This window comes from Parvibaculum sp. (assembly GCF_046297875.1).
In the GTDB taxonomy this organism is placed as follows: domain Bacteria; phylum Pseudomonadota; class Alphaproteobacteria; order Parvibaculales; family Parvibaculaceae; genus Parvibaculum.
Map to the genome: position 1 here is coordinate 1,888,411 of NZ_JBKBHD010000001.1, position 17,129 is coordinate 1,905,539.

Genomic DNA, 17,129 nt, shown 5'->3' on the forward strand with positions numbered 1-17,129 from the left:
GTTATCCCATGATGTCCCGTACAAGGCCATGCTGCCCCTTCTGGTGCCAGCCGGTCCCGCGGTGACAGGGCTCCTTCGCAGGGGAAGGGGTGCCCATTCAGGGAGCAGGTCGGGCGATGGAGTCGTTCCGGGGGCGTTTCACGAACAAGATCGACTCGAAGGGGCGGGTGTCCGTTCCGGCGAAGTTTCGTGCCGTCACCATGGCTCAGGGCCTGAATGGCGTGATCTGCTTTCCGCCGCTCAATCCGGGCGCCTTCTTCGAGGGCTGCGGCCCGGCCTTTTCCGACATCGTCGACCAGATGCTCGATCGGCTCGACCCGTTCTCCCCGGAGCGGCAGTCGCTGGCGGCGGTGCTGATCGGCGAAAGCGCGGAACTCAATTTCGACGCCGATGGCCGGGTGATCCTGCCCGAGACGCTGCGCAATCTTGCCGGCATCAAGGATGAGGCGACATTTGTCGGCATGGGCCAGCGCTTCCAGGTCTGGGAGCCGAAAGCCTATGACGAGTATTACGCGAAGGCGCTGGAAGAGGCGCAACGCAACCGCGATCTCCTGCGCGCGCCCAACGCACAGTCCGGCAATGGCACGGGAGGCGCACGATGAGCGTTACCGGCCAGGGCAATGTTCCTCATGTTCCGGTGATGCTGGCCGATGTGCTCGATGTGCTGAAACCTCGCGACGGCGGCATCTATGTGGACGGCACGTTCGGCGCGGGCGGCTATACGCGCGCGATCCTCGGCGCTGCCGACTGCGCTGTGCTCGCGATCGACCGCGATCCGAGCGCCATCCTGCGCGGCCGCGCGCTCGCCACCGAATTTGCCGGACGGCTGACGCTGATCGAGGGCTGCTTCGGCGACATGGAGCGGCTGGTACGCGCGCTTGGCCATGACAGCGTCGATGGCGTCGTGCTCGATGTCGGCGTCTCTTCCATGCAGATCGATCAGGCGGAGCGCGGCTTCTCCTTCCAGAAGGATGGGCCGCTCGACATGCGCATGGGCGGCGAAGGGCCGAGCGCGGCAGATGTCGTCAACAGCTACGACGAGAGCGACCTTGCGCGCATCATCGCCGTCTATGGCGAGGAGAAGCGCGCCCGCGCCGTTGCGCGCGCGATCGTGAAGGCGCGGGAGGAGGCGGAGCTTCACCGCACCCTCGAGCTTGCAGAGCTTGTTGCCAAGGTGATCGGGCGCAAGCCGCAGGACAAGATCCATCCGGCGACGCGGACATTCCAGGCGCTCAGGATTTTCGTGAACGACGAACTGGGCGAGCTGGCGCGCGGGCTTTCCGGCGCCGAGGCGCTTCTTGCCGAAGGCGGGCGGCTTGCCGTCGTGACGTTCCATTCGCTCGAAGACCGCATCGTGAAACGCTTTCTTACCGAACGCACGGGCCGCGGCGGACGCCCCAACCGCTACATGCCCGCTGTCGAGGAAGAGGTTCCGTCCTTCGAGGAAATCGCGCACAAGGCGCGCAAGGCTTCGGATGAGGAAGTGGAGACGAATGCACGGGCGCGCTCGGCGAAACTCCGCGCCGCGATCCGCACGGCCGCGCCGCAGCGCCCGCTCGATCTCGATGCGCTCGGTTTTCGCGTCGCGCCCTCCCTCGCGGGAGGTGCCGCATGATGCGCGTCATCAATTCTCTTCTGATCGTTGCCGTGATCGGTCTTTCGGTCGGTCTCTACGACATCAAGTACAAAGCGGAAGAAGCCGTGCGCCATGCGCGCCAGCTCGAGCAGCGCATTGCAAACGAGCAGGAAGCGATCCGCGTTCTGCGTGCCGAGTGGAGCTATCTGAACCAGCCAGAACGCCTGCAGGAGCTCGCAAGCCGCTACACGGCGCTGCAGCCGCTGAGCGCCGGGCAGATAGGCAGTTTCGAAGACGTGCCCATGCCGCATATGGCCGATGACTTCTATGTGCCATCGGGCCGCCAGCCGCTCGGGGGATATGCCGGCGGCATCGCGCCGGGTGCGCCGGGGAGTACGATCCAATGATCGGGCGCAACAACGACAACGCGAACAAGGGCCGCTATTTGCCGCCAGGCCATGACGCGATCTCAAAGCCGCGCGCACGGGTGCGTGAGGGCCGCCGAACGCCGTCGCAGCGTCGTATCTTTCTTGCGCTTGCCGTTTTCGCTGCCTGCTTCACGCTGGTCGGGGCGCGGCTTGTCGGTCTGGCCATCATGGGCGGCGGTGGCGAGGGCGCGGCCCTGGTTGCGAGCGGTACGACGCAGGTCAACCGGCCCGACATCGTCGACCGGAACGGCGAGGTCATGGCGACGGATATCGTCACGGCTTCTCTTTTTGCTGATACGCGCTATGTGATCGACCCGCACGAGACGGCTCGCCAGCTCGTGACCGTGCTGACCGATCTCAATGAAGACGATGTGGTGCAGCGGCTTGAATCCGGCCGCGCCTTCGTCTGGCTGAAGCGCGACCTGACCCCGCGTCAGCAATATGCCGTTCATTATCTCGGTCTGCCGGGCCTCGATTTCCGCAAGGAACAGAAGCGCGTCTATCCGAACGGCAAGAACGGCTCCACCGTGCTTGGCATGGTCGATGTCGACAATCGGGGCCTTGCGGGCATGGAACTTTACATGGACCGCTCGATCAGCCGCACGGATGCCGCAGGCAAGCCCAAATTCGACCGCAATGCCAATGTCATGCTGTCGCTCGATCTGCATGTGCAGCATGCGCTGCGCGACGAACTTGAAAAGGCGATGGTGGAATTCCGTGCGCTCGCAGCGGCCGGCATCATCATGAATGTGCATACAGGCGAAGTGGTGGCGATGACCTCGCTCCCCGACTTCGATCCGAACGATCCGATGTCTGCACCGGAAGAGGGCCGGTTCAACCGCGCCACTCTCGGTGTTTATGAAATGGGTTCGGTGTTCAAGGCGGTGACGCTAGCAGCGGCGCTCGACAGCGGCCGTATTCATGTGGGCGAGCGTTTCGACGCGACGCAGCCGATCAAGGTAGCGCGTTTCACCATCCGAGACTTCCATGCCAAGAACCGCTGGCTCTCCGTGCCGGAGGTCTTTGTCTATTCCTCCAATATCGGCACGGCCAAGATTGCGCTGCAGCTCGGTACGGAAGACTACAAGGACTATCTGCGCCGCTTCGGTCTCATGACGCGGCCCGCGATCGAACTGCCGGAAGTCAGCCGTCCGCTGGTGCCAGCGCGCTGGGGCGAGCTGTCGACGATCACCACGTCGTATGGTCATGGCATCGCGGTGACGCCGCTGCAGGTGGTGAGTGCCTTATCGACCATTGTCAATGGCGGTTTCAAGGTGGAGCCGACATTGCTTCGGCGCAACGACGTACAGCTTGGCGAGCGCGTGATCTCGGCGGAAGCAAGCGCGACGATGAAGACGCTGCTGCGCATGGTCGTGCAGGAGGGAACAGGCCGCAACGCCGACGTCGAAGGTTATCCGGTGATGGGCAAGACCGGCACGGCGGAAAAGGCGATCAATGGCGGCTATGCGCGCAACCGGCTCATCACGTCATTCATCAGTTCCTTCCCGGCGAACGATCCGCGCTACGCGATGATCGTGATGTTCGACGAGCCGAAGGCGACGAAGAACACTTATGGCTATGCAACGGCAGGCTGGAACGCGGCGCCGGTGACATCGCGCGTGGTGACGCGCGTGGCGCCGCTTCTCGGGCTGCGCCCGGCAACGCAACCGCAGAAGAACGAAATGCTGCGGGAGGCACAACTCGTCTCCTTCGGGGCGAACGGACAGTAAGAAGTTTGACGATGCCGGCGCAAGGACGGCGAAACGAAATGTTGGGTGACATGCAACTGGCGGCGCTTATCGGGACCGATGCCCTGCCGCTCCCTGAGGAGGGGGCGACGGAGATACTCGGCCTGACGGCGGACAGCCGTGCGGTGAAGCCCGGCTATCTGTTCGCCGCGCTGCCGGGCACGAAGCTCGACGGTACGGCCTTCATTGCGCAGGCGCTCGACAAGGGCGCGGCGGCGCTGCTTGTGCCGCAAGGTGCGGTTGTGGAAGCGCGCGTGCCGGTGATTGCCGACTGCAATCCGCGACGGAAGCTTGCGCAGATGGCGGCCCGTTTCTTCGGCGCGCAGCCGAAGGTGATTGCCGCGGTGACGGGGACGAACGGCAAGACTTCGGTTGCAACGTTCCTGCGCCAGATCTGGATCGCGCTTGGCGAAGAAGCGGCGAGCCTCGGCACGCTCGGCATTTCGAGTGCCAAGGGCGATCGTCCGCTCGGTTTCACGACGCCGGACCCCGTTGCGCTGCAGGCGGAGCTTGCGGCGCTCGCAAAAGAGGGCGTCACGCATCTTGCGATGGAGGCTTCAAGCCACGGGCTTGCACAATACCGTCTCGATGGGGCGAAGCTGACGGCGGCGGGCTTCACCAATATTACCCGCGACCATATGGACTATCACTCGAGCTTCGACGATTACCTCTATGCGAAGCTGCGCCTGTTCGGCGAAGTGATGGGGCCGGGCGGTATCGCGGTCATCAATGCGGATACGGCGCAGTTCGCCGAGTTCGAAGCCGTGTCCTGGGCGCGCGGGCACCGGGTGATCTCGGTCGGCCGAAAGGGGCGCGACATCTGCCTCGTCGCGACGCGGACCCATGCGCGTGGGCAGGTGCTGGAACTCGTCCATGGCGGCCAGAACTACGAAGTGAAGCTGCCGCTGGTCGGCGCCTTCCAGGCATCGAATGCGCTTGTAGCGGCGGGACTTGCCATCGGCTGCGGCGGTGAGGCGGCAAAGGTGTTCGCCGCGCTTGAAAACCTTGCCGGCGCCAAGGGGCGCATGGAAGAGGCGGCGCATCTGCCGAACGGGGCCTCGGTCTATATCGATTATGCGCATACACCTGACGCGCTCGAAAATGTGCTGGACGCGATGCGGCCGCATACGCAGGCCAAACTTTCGGTGGTGTTCGGCTGCGGCGGCGACCGCGACCCGGGCAAGCGCGCCATGATGGGCGAAGTGGCGGCGCGGCTCGCCGATACCGTGTTCGTGACGGACGACAATCCGCGCAGCGAAGAGCCCTCCGCCATCCGTGCGGCGATCCTCAAGGGTTGCCCCGGCGCAACGGAGATCGGCGACCGGGCGAAAGCAATCGAAACGGCGATGCGCGCGCTTCATGCAGGCGATGTGCTGGTTGTGGCCGGCAAGGGACACGAGACCGGGCAGATCATCGGCGCGACGACGGTGCATTTTTCGGATCATGAGGCCGTTCTCGCGGCGGCGGAAAAGATCGGAGGCGGCAAATGAGTGCGCCTCTCTGGACGCGGGAAGATGTGATTGCGGCGACGGCGGGCAAGGCCGAAGGAGGCGCCTGGACGGCGAGCGGCGTGTCGATCGACAGCCGGACGCTCGAGCCAGGCGACCTCTTCGTCGCCATCATCGGTGAGAATTCTGACGGACATAAATATGTGGAAGGCGCGCTGAAGAAAGGCGCCGCCGCCGCCATCGTGTCCGCGCCGGATGATGCAATGCGTGCGGCGGGGCCGCTCGTCATTGTGGAAGATACGCTGAAGGCGCTCGAAACCCTTGGCCGCGCTGCGCGCCACCGCGCCCGCGCGAAGATCGTCGCCGTCACGGGCAGCGTGGGCAAGACGGGCACGAAGGAGGCGCTGCGCCTCATCCTTTCGGAGCAGGGCGCGACCCATGCTTCCGCCGCTTCATACAATAATATGTGGGGCGTACCGCTTTCGCTGGCGCGGATGCCCGCCGATACACGCTTCGGCATTTTCGAAGTCGGCATGAACCATCCCGGCGAGATCACGCCGCTGTCGAAGCTGGTGGAGCCTTTCGTTGCTCTCATCACGACGGTCGAAGCGGTTCATATGGAATTCTTCGACTCGGTCGAGCAGATTGCCGATGCGAAGGGGGAAATCTTCGACGGGCTGCAGAAGGGCGGCGTCGCCATTCTCAATCGCGACAATCCGCATTATGCGCGGTTGCGCGCGAAGGCGGAGGCAAGCGGCGCCGGGCAGATCATCACCTTCGGCGAGCACCGCCAGGCCGATGCGCGTCTCGACAAGGTGGCGCTGAAGGAAGATTGCTCCTGCGTGTCGGCGACGATCTGTGGGCAGCCCGTGACCTACAAGCTCTCCGTGCCGGGCCGGCACATCGTGATGAACTCGCTGGCAGTGCTGGCCGTGGTGTATGCGCTCGATGCCGATCTCGCCATGGCGGCGCTTGCGATGGCCAATCTCAAGGCGCCGAAGGGGCGCGGCGAACGGCATCGTGTCGAAATGCCGACCGGCGCCTTCACCGTGATCGACGAAAGCTATAACGCCAATCCGGCCTCGATGCGCGCGGCGCTCGAAACGCTTGGCCAGGTAAAGCCTGCCGGCAAGGGCCGCCGCATCGCCGTGATCGGCGACATGCTGGAGCTGGGCGAAACATCAATCGAGATGCATCGCGGACTGGCCGAGCCGATCAGGGCGGCATCGGTCGACCTTGTCTTCGCGAGCGGGCCGCATATGCGCGAACTCTACAAGGCGCTGCCGGCCAGCGTGCAGGGCGCCTATGCCGAAAGCTCGGCGGATCTTGGCGATGCGCTCGGTGCGGCCATTGAGCCGGGCGACGTGGTGATGGTGAAGGGGTCTCTCGGTTCCCGCATGGGGCCGCTTGTCGAACTGCTGAGGGGGCTTGGCGACGACGAAGGCGAGAGCATCCGGCGCAACAGAGGGGGCAACTGATGCTTTACGATCTTCTCGTCGGCCTTTCGTCCGATTTTCCGGCACTCAATGCATTCCGTTACATCACGTCGCGCACGGGCGGCGCCACGGTGACGGCGCTGCTCATCAGCTTCCTGTTCGGGCCGCGGCTCATTGCCATGTTGCGCGCAAGGCAGCGGCGCGGCCAGCCGATCCGCGAGGACGGGCCGCAGACGCATGTGATCCAAAAGCAGGGTACGCCGACCATGGGCGGCTTTCTCATTCTGGTCGGACTTGTGCCGGCGGTTCTGCTCTGGGCCGACCTGCGCAATCCTTACATCTGGATCGTGCTTTTCGTGACGCTCGGCTTCGGCGCTGTGGGCTTCGCAGACGATTACCTGAAGGTGTCGAAGATTTCGCCGAAGGGCGTTCCGGGCCGGGTGAAGCTGTTTTTCGAATTCGTGATCGCGCTAGCGGCGATGTGGGCTCTGGTGCTGGTGGCGAGCGAGCCCTTGCAGACGGCGCTCACCGTTCCCTTCTTCAAGGGCGTGCTGATCCAGATGGGAGGGCTCTTCTTCCTGTTCGGCGCGCTGGTGATCGTCGGTTCGTCCAATGCGGTGAACCTGACCGACGGGCTCGACGGGCTTGCAATCGTGCCGGTGATGATCGCGGCAGCAGCTTTCGGCCTCATCGTCTATCTCGTCGGCAATGCGGTGTTCGCCGACTATCTGCAGATCCATTTCGTGCCGGGCACGGGCGAGCTTGCCGTCTTCTGCGGCGCGCTGATCGGCGCGGGGCTCGGTTTCCTCTGGTACAACGCGCCGCCTGCCATGGTGTTCATGGGCGACACGGGCTCGCTTGCGCTCGGCGGTGCGCTCGGCGCCGTTGCCGTGGCAGCCAAACACGAGCTGGTGCTTGCGATCATCGGCGGTCTCTTCGTGCTTGAAGCCGTGTCGGTGATCGTTCAGGTCGCGTCGTTCAAGCTGACGGGCAAGCGCGTCTTCCGGATGGCACCGCTGCATCATCATTTCGAACAGAAGGGCTGGGCGGAACCGACCGTCGTCGTGCGCTTCTGGATCATCTCGGTCGTGCTCGCCATGGCGGGCCTTGCCACGCTGAAGCTGAGGTGACACGCATGATAGCGGCGACGGGCTTCGAGAAAAGGAACGTGGGGGTGCTGGGACTCGGCAAGTCCGGGCTCGCAACCGTGCGTTCTCTCGAGGCGGGCGGCGCCAAGGTGTTTGCCTGGGACGATGCGCCGGCAAAGCGGGAGGATGCGGCGAAGGAAGGATTTCTTCTCGTCGACAGTTCGGGCTGGGACTGGAAGAGCCTCGCGGCCATGATCCTGAGCCCCGGCATTCCCTTTACGCATCCCGAGCCGCACCCAGCCGTCAAGCAGGCACAGGCGGCAGGTGTGGAAGTGATCGGCGACATCGAACTCTTCCAGCGCGCGGTGAAGGCGAGCGGCAAGCCCGCGCGCATCGTCGCGATCACGGGCACTAACGGCAAGTCGACCACGACGGCCCTAATCGGCCATATGGTGCGGCGCTGCGGCGGCAATGCGCAGGTGGGCGGCAATATCGGCAAGGCGGTACTCGAACTCGACGAGCCGGAAGCATCGACTATTTATGTCGTGGAAGTTTCGTCCTATCAGATCGACCTTGCGCCTTCGCTTGCGCCGAATGTTGCGGTGCTGCTCAACATCACGCCGGACCATATCGACCGGCATGGCACGGTCGATCACTACGCGGAAGTAAAAGCACGCATTTTTGCGCATCAGGGTGAGAGCGATACGGCCGTCATCGGCATCGACGATGGACGCACCAGCGAAATTTGCACGCGCGAAGTTGCGAAGCGGGTGGAGAAGGTGGTGCCGGTTTCCGTCGGCAAGACGATTTCGCGCGGTATCTATGCGCTCGGCGGCCAGCTCTATGACAGCCTCGGGACGCAGACGGTGAAGGCGGGCGATCTTGCCGCGATCAAGACGCTGGCAGGCGCGCATAACTGGCAGAATGCGGCAGCAGCCTATGCGACGGGCCGTGCGCTCGGCTATCAGCGCGAACGGATTCTCGCCGCCTTTGAAAGCTTTCCGGGACTCGCGCATCGCATGGAAATCGTCGGGGAGGCGGATGGCGTTCGCTATGTGAACGACAGCAAGGCGACGAATGCCGATGCGGCGTCGAAGGCGCTTGCGACCTATGACAATATCTACTGGATCATCGGCGGCAAGGCGAAGGAAGGCGGCATTGCCTCGCTCGAACAGTGGTTCCCGCGCATTCGCCGCGCCTACCTCATTGGTGAGGCGGCGCACGGTTTCGCCGAGACGCTGCGCGGCAAGGTCGAGGCCATTCATTGCGGTACGCTCGACCGTGCGGTGGACGCCGCTTCGCGCGATGCGGCAGGTGACAGCGCGGACCTGAAAGTCGTTCTGCTGTCGCCGGCTTGCGCCTCGTTCGATCAGTTCAAGAGTTTCGAGGAGCGCGGCGACGTCTTCCGCGCCGCGGTGCAGGAACGCCTCGCTGCAAGGGGAGGGGCCGCCGCATGATCCGCCTCGCCCGAACAAACCGCAGCGTGATTGCCGAATGGTGGTGGACTGTCGACAAGTGGACGCTGCTCGGCCTTTTCTGCCTGATGATGCTCGGGGCGGTGCTGGCGCTTGCCGCGAGCCCGGCGGTTGCCACGCGCATCAACCTGCCGCCGTTTCATTTCGTCTACCGGCAGCTCATTTTCTTCATTCCCGCCATCGCCGTCATGATCGGCGTGTCGCTGCTCAACCTGCGGATGGTGCGCCGCCTTGCTGCCATCGTGTTCGCGGGTGCATTCGTTCTCATGATGCTCACGCTCGTCATCGGGCCGACGGTGAACGGTGCGCAGCGCTGGCTTTATATCGGTCCGTTCGGACTTCAGCCCTCGGAATTCGTGAAGCCTGCCTTCATCGTGCTTGCCGCCTGGTTCTTCGCAGAGGCACAGCGTACGCCGGGCGTTCCGGGAACGGCACTCGCCATCGGCCTTTATGCGGCCGTTGTCGGTGTGCTGGCACTGCAGCCCGATTTTGGCCAGCTCATGCTGGTGACGATGGTGTTCGGCGCAATGTTCTTCATGGCCGGGTTGTCCTGGGGCTGGATCGGCGGTCTCGGTTCCGCCGCGGCGGTGGGCGCGTTCGGTGCCTATTCGACCATGCCGCATGTGGCAAGCCGCGTGGACCGGTTCCTCAATCCCGAATCCGGCGACACCTATCAGATCGACCGCGCTCTCGATGCGGTGAATGCAGGCGGGTTGTTCGGCCGGGGGCCGGGCGAGGGCATCGTGAAGCGCATCCTGCCGGACGCACACACCGATTTCATCTTCGCGGTAGCGGCCGAGGAATATGGTGTCATCGTCGGTCTCATCATCATCGGCCTTTTCGCCTTCATTGTAATCCGTGCACTCCGTCAGGCGATGGACGAGCAGGATCTCTTCGTGCAGTTCGCGACCTGCGGCCTCGTGGCACAGTTCGGCCTGCAGGCGCTCATCAATATGGCGGTCAATGTGAACCTGATGCCGGCCAAGGGCATGACGCTGCCTTTCATCTCCTATGGCGGTTCGTCGCTGCTCGCGCTGGCATTTTCGATGGGCATGCTGCTGGCACTGACGCGCCGCCGCGTGGGCGGAAACGCCAATGCCGCAAGCGGATGGAGGAACGCATGACGCGCCATCCGCAGGGTCCAATCATCATTGCCGCCGGCGGCACTGGCGGACATCTCTTTCCCGGTCAGGCGCTGGCGCAGGAACTGCGCCGTCGCGGCCGCAAAATCGTGCTGATGACGGATGAACGGGTGCAGCGCTTCGACAAGCTCTTCCCGGATGCGGATATCTACGAAGTACCGTCGGCGACACCTTCAGGCAAAGGCTTCGCCGGCCTTGTGAGGGCGGCGCCCGCAATCATTGCGGGCGTCGCGCGCTCCTTTGCCATTCTGCAGCGGGTGAAGCCCGCCGCACTGATCGGCTTTGGCGGCTATCCGACGTTGCCGCCGGTGGCTGCTGCCGTCCTTCGCGGCATTCCTTGCTGCGTGCATGAACAGAATGCGGTGCTTGGCCGTGTGAACAGGCTCGTTGCGCCGCATGTCGACGCGATCGCCTCGACCTTCGACCAGCCGAAATTCCTGAAGGCGCGCGACTCGGGCAAACTCGTGCTGACCGGCAATCCGGTGCGCGATGCGGTAATTGCGCAGGCTGGCCGCAACTACGAAATGCCGCTCGCAGATGGCGTTATCCGGCTTCTCGTCTTCGGCGGCAGTCAGGGTGCGCGCGTGATGAGCGATGTGGTGCCAGGCGCGCTGGCGAAGCTGCCGCAGGAGATGCGCGACCGGCTGCGCGTGGTACAGCAGGCACGGCCCGAAGACATGGAGCGTGTGCGTGCCATTTATGCGGAAGCGGGTATTGCGGCGGAACTCAACGCCTTCTTCGACGACATGCCGGAGCGGATTGCGGCGGCGCATCTCGTGATCGGGCGTTCGGGCGCTTCGACGGTGAGCGAACTCGCCGTGATCGGCCGCCCCGCGATCATGGTGCCGCTGCCGCATTCGCTCGACAATGACCAGAAGGCCAATGCGGGAAAGCTCGCCGAGGCAGGCGCAGGCTGGATGATCGAGCAGAAGGATTTTACCGAAACTGCGCTTGCGGCGCGGCTGCAGGCGCTTTTCGCACAGCCGACCGAACTTGCCGCCGCGGCGCAGGCTGCCAAGGCACAAGGCCAGCCCGGCGCCGTGCGCGCACTTGCCGATCTCGTCGAGGCGCTGGGGCGCGGCGACTACCGCGCCGTGCGCAACCTCGCGCCGAAGCAGATCGCCGCCAATGATGGCGGGTCCAACCATCTCAAATTCGCCGCGGGAGGTGCATGATGCGTCCGGCGCCACTCGACATCGGCACCATTCACTTCACCGGCATCGGCGGTATCGGCATGAGCGGTATCGCGGAGGTGATGCACAATCTCGGTTACAAGGTGCAGGGCAGCGATCTGTCCGACAGCGCCAATGTGAAGCGGCTGAAGGCGCTGGGAATCAAGGTGTTCATTGACCAGAAGGCGGAGAACCTGAAGGACGCGCAGGTGATCGTCGTGTCGTCAGCGATCCGTCCCGAGAACCCCGAGCTGATGGAAGCGCGGGCGCGTTTCCTGCCGGTGGTGCGCCGCGCGGAAATGCTTGCCGAGCTGATGCGTCTCAAGAGCTGCGTCGCCATTGCCGGTACGCATGGCAAGACGACGACGACTTCGATGGTCGCCGCGATCCTCGACAAGGCAGGGCTCGACCCGACTGTCATTAATGGCGGCATCATCAATGCCTATGGCACCAATGCGCGGCTCGGCGAAGGCGAGTGGATGGTGGTGGAGGCGGACGAGTCCGACGGCACGTTCGTAAAGCTGCCGGCGACGCTTGCAATCGTCACGAATATCGACCCCGAGCATCTCGATTATTACGGCACCTTCGAGGCGGCGAAGGATGCCTTCCTGACCTTTGTCGAGAATGTTCCGTTCTATGGCGCTGCCGTGATGTGCATCGATCATCCGGAAGTGCAGGCGCTGATCGGCCGCGTGCGCGACCGGCGGATCGTGACCTATGGCACCAATCCGCAGGCCGATATCCGCGCGACGAATGCGCGTGTCGAGGATGGCTTCAACGTGTTCGATGTGACGATCACCGACCGCAAGAATGGCGAGAAGCGCGAGATGACGGGTGTGCGGCTTGCGATGCACGGCACACATAACATGCTGAACAGCCTCGCCGCCATTGGCGTTGCCGTGCAGATGGGCATCAAGGACAAGGGCATTCGCGCCGCGCTGGAAGGCTTTGGCGGCGTGAAGCGGCGCTTTACCCATGTGGGCGTGTGGAGCGGCGTCAACATCTATGACGATTACGGCCATCATCCGGTGGAGATTGCCGCCGTGCTGCAGGCGGCGCGCTCCGCATCGCAGGGGCGTACCATCGCGGTGGTGCAACCGCATCGCTACACGCGGCTTCACAATCTGTTCGATGAGTTCTGCTCCTGCTTCAACGATGCCGATGCGGTGATCGTTGCCGATGTCTATGAAGCAGGCGAAAAGCCGATCGAGGGTGCGAACAGGGATGCGCTGGTGCAGGGCCTTCGCGACCGCGGCCACCGCGACGCGATGGCGCTCCAAAGCCCGGAGGCATTGCCGGGGCTGATCGCGGAAGTCGCAAAGCCGGGCGATCTCGTCGTCTGTCTCGGTGCGGGCAGCATCACCTATTGGGCGAATGCGCTGGCGGAGGATCTGGCGAAGCTTGGCAAGAAAAGCGCGAAGAAGGCGACCGCAAAGACAAAGAAGCCGGGAGGGAAAAAATGATGGCCGCTGAAGCCACCCGTTCCCTCATCGACCGGCTGCCGAAGATACGTGGCGAGCTTGTGGCAGATGCGCCGCTTGCGCCGCTGACCTGGTTCCGCGCAGGCGGCAACGCGGAAGTGCTGTTCCGTCCGGCGGATGCAGACGACCTCGCGGACTTTCTTGCCGGTACGCCGGAGGATGTGCCGGTGACGGTGATCGGTGTCGGCTCGAACCTTCTTGTGCGCGAGGGCGGTGTGACGGGCGTCGTCATACGGCTTGGGCGCGGCTTCATGAATATCTCCGTCGAAGGAACACGCCTGCGCGCAGGAACGGCTGCGCTCGATGTGGCAGTCTCGCGGGCGGCTCAGGAAGCGGGCCTTGCAGGGCTTGAGTTCTATCGCGGCATTCCGGGCTCGATCGGCGGGGCGCTGCGCATGAATGCGGGTGCCTATGGCGGCGAGACGAAGGACGTGCTGGTGGAAGCCATCGCCATCGACCGCAAGGGCAAGCGGCATGTGCTGACAAACGAGGACATGAAGTATCGCTATCGCCACAGCGGTGCGGCGGAAGACCTGATTTTCGTCGAGGCGGTGTTCCGGTGCCGGCCCGGCGACAGGGACGAGATCCTTGCCAAGATGAACGAGATCACCTCGTCGCGCGAGGCGACGCAGCCCGTGCGCACACGTACCGGCGGCTCGACCTTCAAGAACCCGGAAGGCTACAAGTCGTGGCAGCTCATCGACGCGGCAGGCTGCCGCGGGCTCACACGGGGCGGGGCGCAGGTGTCGGAGCTGCATTGCAACTTCCTCATCAATACCGGAGATGCGACTGCGACCGACCTTGAAGAGCTTGGCGAGGAAGTGCGCCGCCGCGTGAAGGAGCAGAGCGGCGTCACGCTCGAATGGGAAATCAGGCGGATCGGCACTCGCGAAGGAGGGGACGCATGAGCGGCAAGCATGTCGCCGTCCTCAAGGGCGGCTGGAGCGCGGAACGCGAAGTCAGCCTCGTCTCCGGCAAGGGGTGTGCCGAGGCGCTGAAACAACATGGCTATCGCGTGACCGAGATCGATGTCGGCCGTGACATTGCGGACCAGCTTCTCAAGGTGAAGCCGGACGTCGCCTTCAATGCGCTGCATGGCCGCTGGGGCGAAGATGGCTGCATTCAGGGCCTGCTCGAAATTCTCCGTATTCCCTATACACATTCGGGGGTGCTTGCCTCCGCGCTCGCCATGAACAAGGAACGGTCGAAGCCGATGTTCCGCGCGGCGGGGCTGCCTGTCGCGGAAAGCGTGGTCGTGCCGCGCGAGCAGGCGGCGCTCGGCCATGTGATGGACCCGCCTTACGTCATCAAGCCGGTCTGCGAGGGATCGTCCGTCGGCGTCTTCATCATTCGCAAAGGCGACAACCGCCCGCCTGCCGAACTCACCTCGCCGGAATGGAACCTCGGCGACGAGGTTATGGTGGAGCGCTATATCGCGGGCCGCGAGCTCACTTGTGCCGTGATGGGCGAGGAAGTGCTGGGCGTGACGGAGATCGTCGCAGCGACGCAGTTCTACGACTATGAAGCGAAGTACAAGGCGGGCGGATCGCGCCACATCATTCCCGCGCCGATCCATGCCGATATATATGCCGAGGTGCAGCGCGTGACGCTTGCCGCGCACAAGGCACTCGGATGCCGCGGCGTTTCCCGCGCCGATTTCCGCTTCGACGACACGCGACCCGCCAAAGGTGAGCTCATTCTTCTCGAAGTGAACACGCAGCCCGGAATGACGCCAACATCTCTGGTGCCCGAGCTTGCGGGGCTTGCGGGCTACACCTATGGCGAGCTTGTGAGCTGGATGGTGGAGGATGCTTCATGCGACAGGTAAAGGCTCAGTCGCGCACAGGCGTCCGTACGGCACCGAAGCGGAATGCGAAGATCGCGCCCGGCAAGCGGCGCAATGTGAGCGCCATGAGCACATTCGGCCGCCGCAAGGAGCGTCCGTCGGGCCGGTTTGCCGAGTGGCTCGAACGGCTCCGCGAGGGCGACTTCGCGACGCGGCCCTTTACCTGGGGCGCAGTTGCGCTGATTGCGCTGGTTGGCATTTACGGTTTTGGTGTTGGTGGCCATGCGCAGGCAGCGCGTGATGCGGTAAGCGACCGGGCAAACCGATTGCTCGCGCTATCCGGCCTTTCGATTCAGGATGTCCGTGTGATCGGCCGCTCGCAGACACGCAAGGATGATCTGCTTGCCGCGGTGGGCGTCGAGCGCGGCGACCCGATTTTCGGGTTCGATACGGAAATGGCGCGGCAGCGCATCGAACGTCTCGACTGGGTCGAGGCGGCGACAGTGACGCGGCTTCTGCCCGACACGATCCGTATCGAGATCAGCGAGCGCGATCCATTCGCGTTGTGGCAGCGCGGTGGCGAGCTGTCGCTGATCGACGCAAGCGGACGTCCCATCACCGACGAGGGTGTACAGGATTTCGCGCATCTGCCCTTCATCGTGGGCTTCGGTGCGCCGCGCGCTGCGCCCGAGCTTCTCAAGCTCATGCGGGCCGAACAGCCGCTGCTTCTCGCGCGCGTACGTGCCTTTGTGCGCGTCAGCGACCGGCGCTGGAACCTCCGTCTTGAAAATGGCGTCGATGTGAAACTGCCGGAAACAGGCGTAGCCGCGGCGCTCGCCCTTCTGGCTGCACAGGACGGCAAACACAGAATTCTGTCGCGCGATATTGCGGCTGTCGATCTCCGCCTGCCGGACCGGGTAACGGTCGAGCTGACAGATAGTGCGATGAACGGCACAGGTCTCGCGACTGAAGCAAAAACAAACAAGGGCGTTGTGGGGCCGGGTCGGGCCGCACGTGGGGGCAATACATGAATATGGTCTCTATTGGATCACGCAGTTTTCAGGGACGTCCGGTCGCGGCCAGCAGGTCCGGCACGATTGCTGCGCTCGATGTCGGGTCGAGCAAGATTTCCTGTTTCATCGCGAAGATAGAACCGGGACGGCATGCGAACGGTCATGCGCCGGTCCGTGTCATCGGTATCGGGCACCAGGTCTCGCGCGGTATCCGCGCGGGCGCCGTGGTGGACATGGATGCGGCGGAAGAGGCGATCCGCGTGGCGGTCGATGCGGCGGAACGGATGGCCGGCGTGACGATCCGCGATGTCGTGGTCGGTTTTTCCGGCGCCGAACCGAAAAGCCAGACGGTCGGCGTGCGGGCATCGATTTCGGGCGGCGAGGTGAGCGATCAGGATGTGTCGCGCCTTATCCATCATGCGCAGACGAACTTCCAGCCGGAAGGGCGCGACGTGATGCATGCGATTCCGACCAACTATTCGGTAGATGGCAGCCGTGGCGTGCGCGATCCGCGCGGCATGTTCGGCGAAAAGCTCGGTGTCGAGGTGCATATGGTGAGTGTATTGCGCGGCCCGCTGCGCAACCTCGAACTCTGCATTGAACGCTGCCACCTCTCGGTCGCGGGAATCGCCGTCAGCCCCTATGCGAGCGGACTGGCCTGTCTCGTCGAGGACGAAATGGACCTCGGCGTCGCCATGATCGACATGGGCGGAGGCACGACCTCGCTCTCGATCTTCTTCGAAGGTGCTATGGTCTACTGCGATTCCGTGCCAATTGGCGGGAATCACATTACCAATGATATTGCCCGGGGGCTCTCCACGCCGCTCGCACATGCGGAGCGGATGAAGACGCTTTACGGGAGCGCGCTTGCGAGCCCGTCGGATGAGAGAGAAATGATCGACGTGCCGCAGGTTGGGGAAAGCGATGCCGATTCGGCCAACCATATTCCAAGGTCGATGCTGACCGGCATCATTCAGCCTCGTCTGGAGGAAACGTTCGAACTGGTGAGGGACAGGATGGAGGCGAGCGGCTATGGCCGGCTCGCAGGCAGGAGGGTGGTGCTGACAGGCGGCGCCGCGCAGCTCAACGGCGCGCGCGAACTTGCCTCACGCATGCTCGACAAACAGGTCCGCGTCGGACATCCGCTCAGGGTCACGGGCCTTGCGGATGCGACGGGCGGCCCCGCCTTCTCCACTTGTGCCGGTCTTCTCACCTATTCGCAGATCTCGCCGCTGGAAACGGCGGGGGCAGGCGATGAGGACGACGCCGCTCAATCGCGCGGGCATATCCGCCGGTTCGGGCGCTGGCTGAAGGAGAACTTCTGATGCAGTGCGCA

The 17,129-nt window shown here is 64.0% G+C and carries 15 protein-coding genes; all 15 read left to right on the forward strand.

Annotated features, from left to right (window positions below):
• Nucleotides 1-116: 116 nt before the first annotated feature.
• From ACK4FH_RS09245 to ftsA, 15 genes are read left to right on the forward strand one after another with little or no spacing between them, the layout of a single operon-like run.
• Nucleotides 117-602 carry a division/cell wall cluster transcriptional repressor MraZ gene (locus ACK4FH_RS09245; RefSeq protein ID WP_409812910.1) on the forward strand — a complete coding sequence of 162 codons (486 nt, stop codon included), beginning with the start codon at nucleotides 117-119 and terminating at the stop codon, nucleotides 600-602.
• Nucleotides 599-1,615 (forward strand): 16S rRNA (cytosine(1402)-N(4))-methyltransferase RsmH, encoded by a 1,017-nt coding sequence (rsmH, locus tag ACK4FH_RS09250; RefSeq protein WP_409812912.1) that lies wholly within the window; start codon nucleotides 599-601, stop codon nucleotides 1,613-1,615. The genes ACK4FH_RS09245 and rsmH overlap by 4 nt, the downstream gene beginning before the upstream one ends.
• On the forward strand, nucleotides 1,612-1,983 hold the full coding sequence (locus ACK4FH_RS09255; protein ID WP_409812914.1) for a hypothetical protein: 372 nt from the start codon (nucleotides 1,612-1,614) through the stop codon (nucleotides 1,981-1,983). The genes rsmH and ACK4FH_RS09255 overlap by 4 nt, the downstream gene beginning before the upstream one ends.
• On the forward strand, nucleotides 1,980-3,734 hold the full coding sequence (locus tag ACK4FH_RS09260; RefSeq protein WP_409812916.1) for a peptidoglycan D,D-transpeptidase FtsI family protein: 1,755 nt from the start codon (nucleotides 1,980-1,982) through the stop codon (nucleotides 3,732-3,734). Before ACK4FH_RS09255 ends, ACK4FH_RS09260 begins: the two co-directional genes overlap by 4 nt.
• Before the next feature lie 50 nt (nucleotides 3,735-3,784).
• Nucleotides 3,785-5,242, forward strand: a complete 1,458-nt coding sequence (locus ACK4FH_RS09265; protein ID WP_409815220.1) for a UDP-N-acetylmuramoyl-L-alanyl-D-glutamate--2,6-diaminopimelate ligase — start codon at nucleotides 3,785-3,787, stop codon at nucleotides 5,240-5,242.
• Nucleotides 5,239-6,678 (forward strand): UDP-N-acetylmuramoylalanyl-D-glutamyl-2,6-diaminopimelate--D-alanyl-D-alanine ligase, encoded by a 1,440-nt coding sequence (locus ACK4FH_RS09270; protein WP_409812918.1) that lies wholly within the window; start codon nucleotides 5,239-5,241, stop codon nucleotides 6,676-6,678. The genes ACK4FH_RS09265 and ACK4FH_RS09270 overlap by 4 nt, the downstream gene beginning before the upstream one ends.
• Nucleotides 6,678-7,766, forward strand: a complete 1,089-nt coding sequence (mraY, locus tag ACK4FH_RS09275) for a phospho-N-acetylmuramoyl-pentapeptide-transferase (protein ID WP_409812919.1) — start codon at nucleotides 6,678-6,680, stop codon at nucleotides 7,764-7,766. Before ACK4FH_RS09270 ends, mraY begins: the two co-directional genes overlap by 1 nt.
• Before the next feature lie 5 nt (nucleotides 7,767-7,771).
• Nucleotides 7,772-9,181: a UDP-N-acetylmuramoyl-L-alanine--D-glutamate ligase gene (gene murD / locus ACK4FH_RS09280; RefSeq protein ID WP_409812921.1), complete on the forward strand. Its 1,410-nt coding sequence runs from the start codon at nucleotides 7,772-7,774 to the stop codon at nucleotides 9,179-9,181.
• The gene (gene ftsW, locus ACK4FH_RS09285) at nucleotides 9,178-10,323 is read left to right on the forward strand and encodes a putative lipid II flippase FtsW (RefSeq protein WP_409812923.1); all 1,146 of its coding nucleotides are present in this window, start codon (nucleotides 9,178-9,180) and stop codon (nucleotides 10,321-10,323) included. The genes murD and ftsW overlap by 4 nt, the downstream gene beginning before the upstream one ends.
• Nucleotides 10,320-11,516, forward strand: coding sequence for an undecaprenyldiphospho-muramoylpentapeptide beta-N-acetylglucosaminyltransferase (gene murG / locus ACK4FH_RS09290; RefSeq protein WP_409812925.1), 1,197 nt, complete (start codon nucleotides 10,320-10,322; stop codon nucleotides 11,514-11,516). The genes ftsW and murG overlap by 4 nt, the downstream gene beginning before the upstream one ends.
• Complete coding sequence (gene murC / locus ACK4FH_RS09295) at nucleotides 11,516-12,976, forward strand: UDP-N-acetylmuramate--L-alanine ligase (RefSeq protein ID WP_409815223.1); 1,461 nt, start codon at nucleotides 11,516-11,518, stop codon at nucleotides 12,974-12,976. The genes murG and murC overlap by 1 nt, the downstream gene beginning before the upstream one ends.
• Nucleotides 12,973-13,902, forward strand: a complete 930-nt coding sequence (gene murB, locus ACK4FH_RS09300) for a UDP-N-acetylmuramate dehydrogenase (RefSeq protein ID WP_409812927.1) — start codon at nucleotides 12,973-12,975, stop codon at nucleotides 13,900-13,902. The genes murC and murB overlap by 4 nt, the downstream gene beginning before the upstream one ends.
• Nucleotides 13,899-14,822, forward strand: a complete 924-nt coding sequence (locus ACK4FH_RS09305) for a D-alanine--D-alanine ligase (protein WP_409812928.1) — start codon at nucleotides 13,899-13,901, stop codon at nucleotides 14,820-14,822. Before murB ends, ACK4FH_RS09305 begins: the two co-directional genes overlap by 4 nt.
• On the forward strand, nucleotides 14,810-15,811 hold the full coding sequence (locus ACK4FH_RS09310) for a cell division protein FtsQ/DivIB (RefSeq protein WP_409812930.1): 1,002 nt from the start codon (nucleotides 14,810-14,812) through the stop codon (nucleotides 15,809-15,811). Before ACK4FH_RS09305 ends, ACK4FH_RS09310 begins: the two co-directional genes overlap by 13 nt.
• A complete protein-coding gene (gene ftsA, locus ACK4FH_RS09315) occupies nucleotides 15,808-17,118 on the forward strand; it encodes a cell division protein FtsA (protein WP_409812932.1) in 1,311 nt (436 codons plus the stop codon). Before ACK4FH_RS09310 ends, ftsA begins: the two co-directional genes overlap by 4 nt.
• The last annotated feature ends 11 nt before the right edge of the window (nucleotides 17,119-17,129 follow it).

What these genes read in the sequence shown, in the direction of transcription:
- ACK4FH_RS09245 (WP_409812910.1), top strand. Translation starts at nt 117, where the DNA reads ATGGAGTCGTTCCGGGGGCGTTTCACGAACAAGATCGACTCGAAGGGG.
- rsmH (WP_409812912.1), top strand. Translation starts at nt 599, where the DNA reads ATGAGCGTTACCGGCCAGGGCAATGTTCCTCATGTTCCGGTGATGCTG.
- ACK4FH_RS09255 (WP_409812914.1), top strand. Translation starts at nt 1,612, where the DNA reads ATGATGCGCGTCATCAATTCTCTTCTGATCGTTGCCGTGATCGGTCTT.
- ACK4FH_RS09260 (WP_409812916.1), top strand. Translation starts at nt 1,980, where the DNA reads ATGATCGGGCGCAACAACGACAACGCGAACAAGGGCCGCTATTTGCCG.
- ACK4FH_RS09265 (WP_409815220.1), top strand. Translation starts at nt 3,785, where the DNA reads ATGCAACTGGCGGCGCTTATCGGGACCGATGCCCTGCCGCTCCCTGAG.
- ACK4FH_RS09270 (WP_409812918.1), top strand. Translation starts at nt 5,239, where the DNA reads ATGAGTGCGCCTCTCTGGACGCGGGAAGATGTGATTGCGGCGACGGCG.
- mraY (WP_409812919.1), top strand. Translation starts at nt 6,678, where the DNA reads ATGCTTTACGATCTTCTCGTCGGCCTTTCGTCCGATTTTCCGGCACTC.
- murD (WP_409812921.1), top strand. Translation starts at nt 7,772, where the DNA reads ATGATAGCGGCGACGGGCTTCGAGAAAAGGAACGTGGGGGTGCTGGGA.
- ftsW (WP_409812923.1), top strand. Translation starts at nt 9,178, where the DNA reads ATGATCCGCCTCGCCCGAACAAACCGCAGCGTGATTGCCGAATGGTGG.
- murG (WP_409812925.1), top strand. Translation starts at nt 10,320, where the DNA reads ATGACGCGCCATCCGCAGGGTCCAATCATCATTGCCGCCGGCGGCACT.
- murC (WP_409815223.1), top strand. Translation starts at nt 11,516, where the DNA reads ATGCGTCCGGCGCCACTCGACATCGGCACCATTCACTTCACCGGCATC.
- murB (WP_409812927.1), top strand. Translation starts at nt 12,973, where the DNA reads ATGATGGCCGCTGAAGCCACCCGTTCCCTCATCGACCGGCTGCCGAAG.
- ACK4FH_RS09305 (WP_409812928.1), top strand. Translation starts at nt 13,899, where the DNA reads ATGAGCGGCAAGCATGTCGCCGTCCTCAAGGGCGGCTGGAGCGCGGAA.
- ACK4FH_RS09310 (WP_409812930.1), top strand. Translation starts at nt 14,810, where the DNA reads ATGCGACAGGTAAAGGCTCAGTCGCGCACAGGCGTCCGTACGGCACCG.
- ftsA (WP_409812932.1), top strand. Translation starts at nt 15,808, where the DNA reads ATGAATATGGTCTCTATTGGATCACGCAGTTTTCAGGGACGTCCGGTC.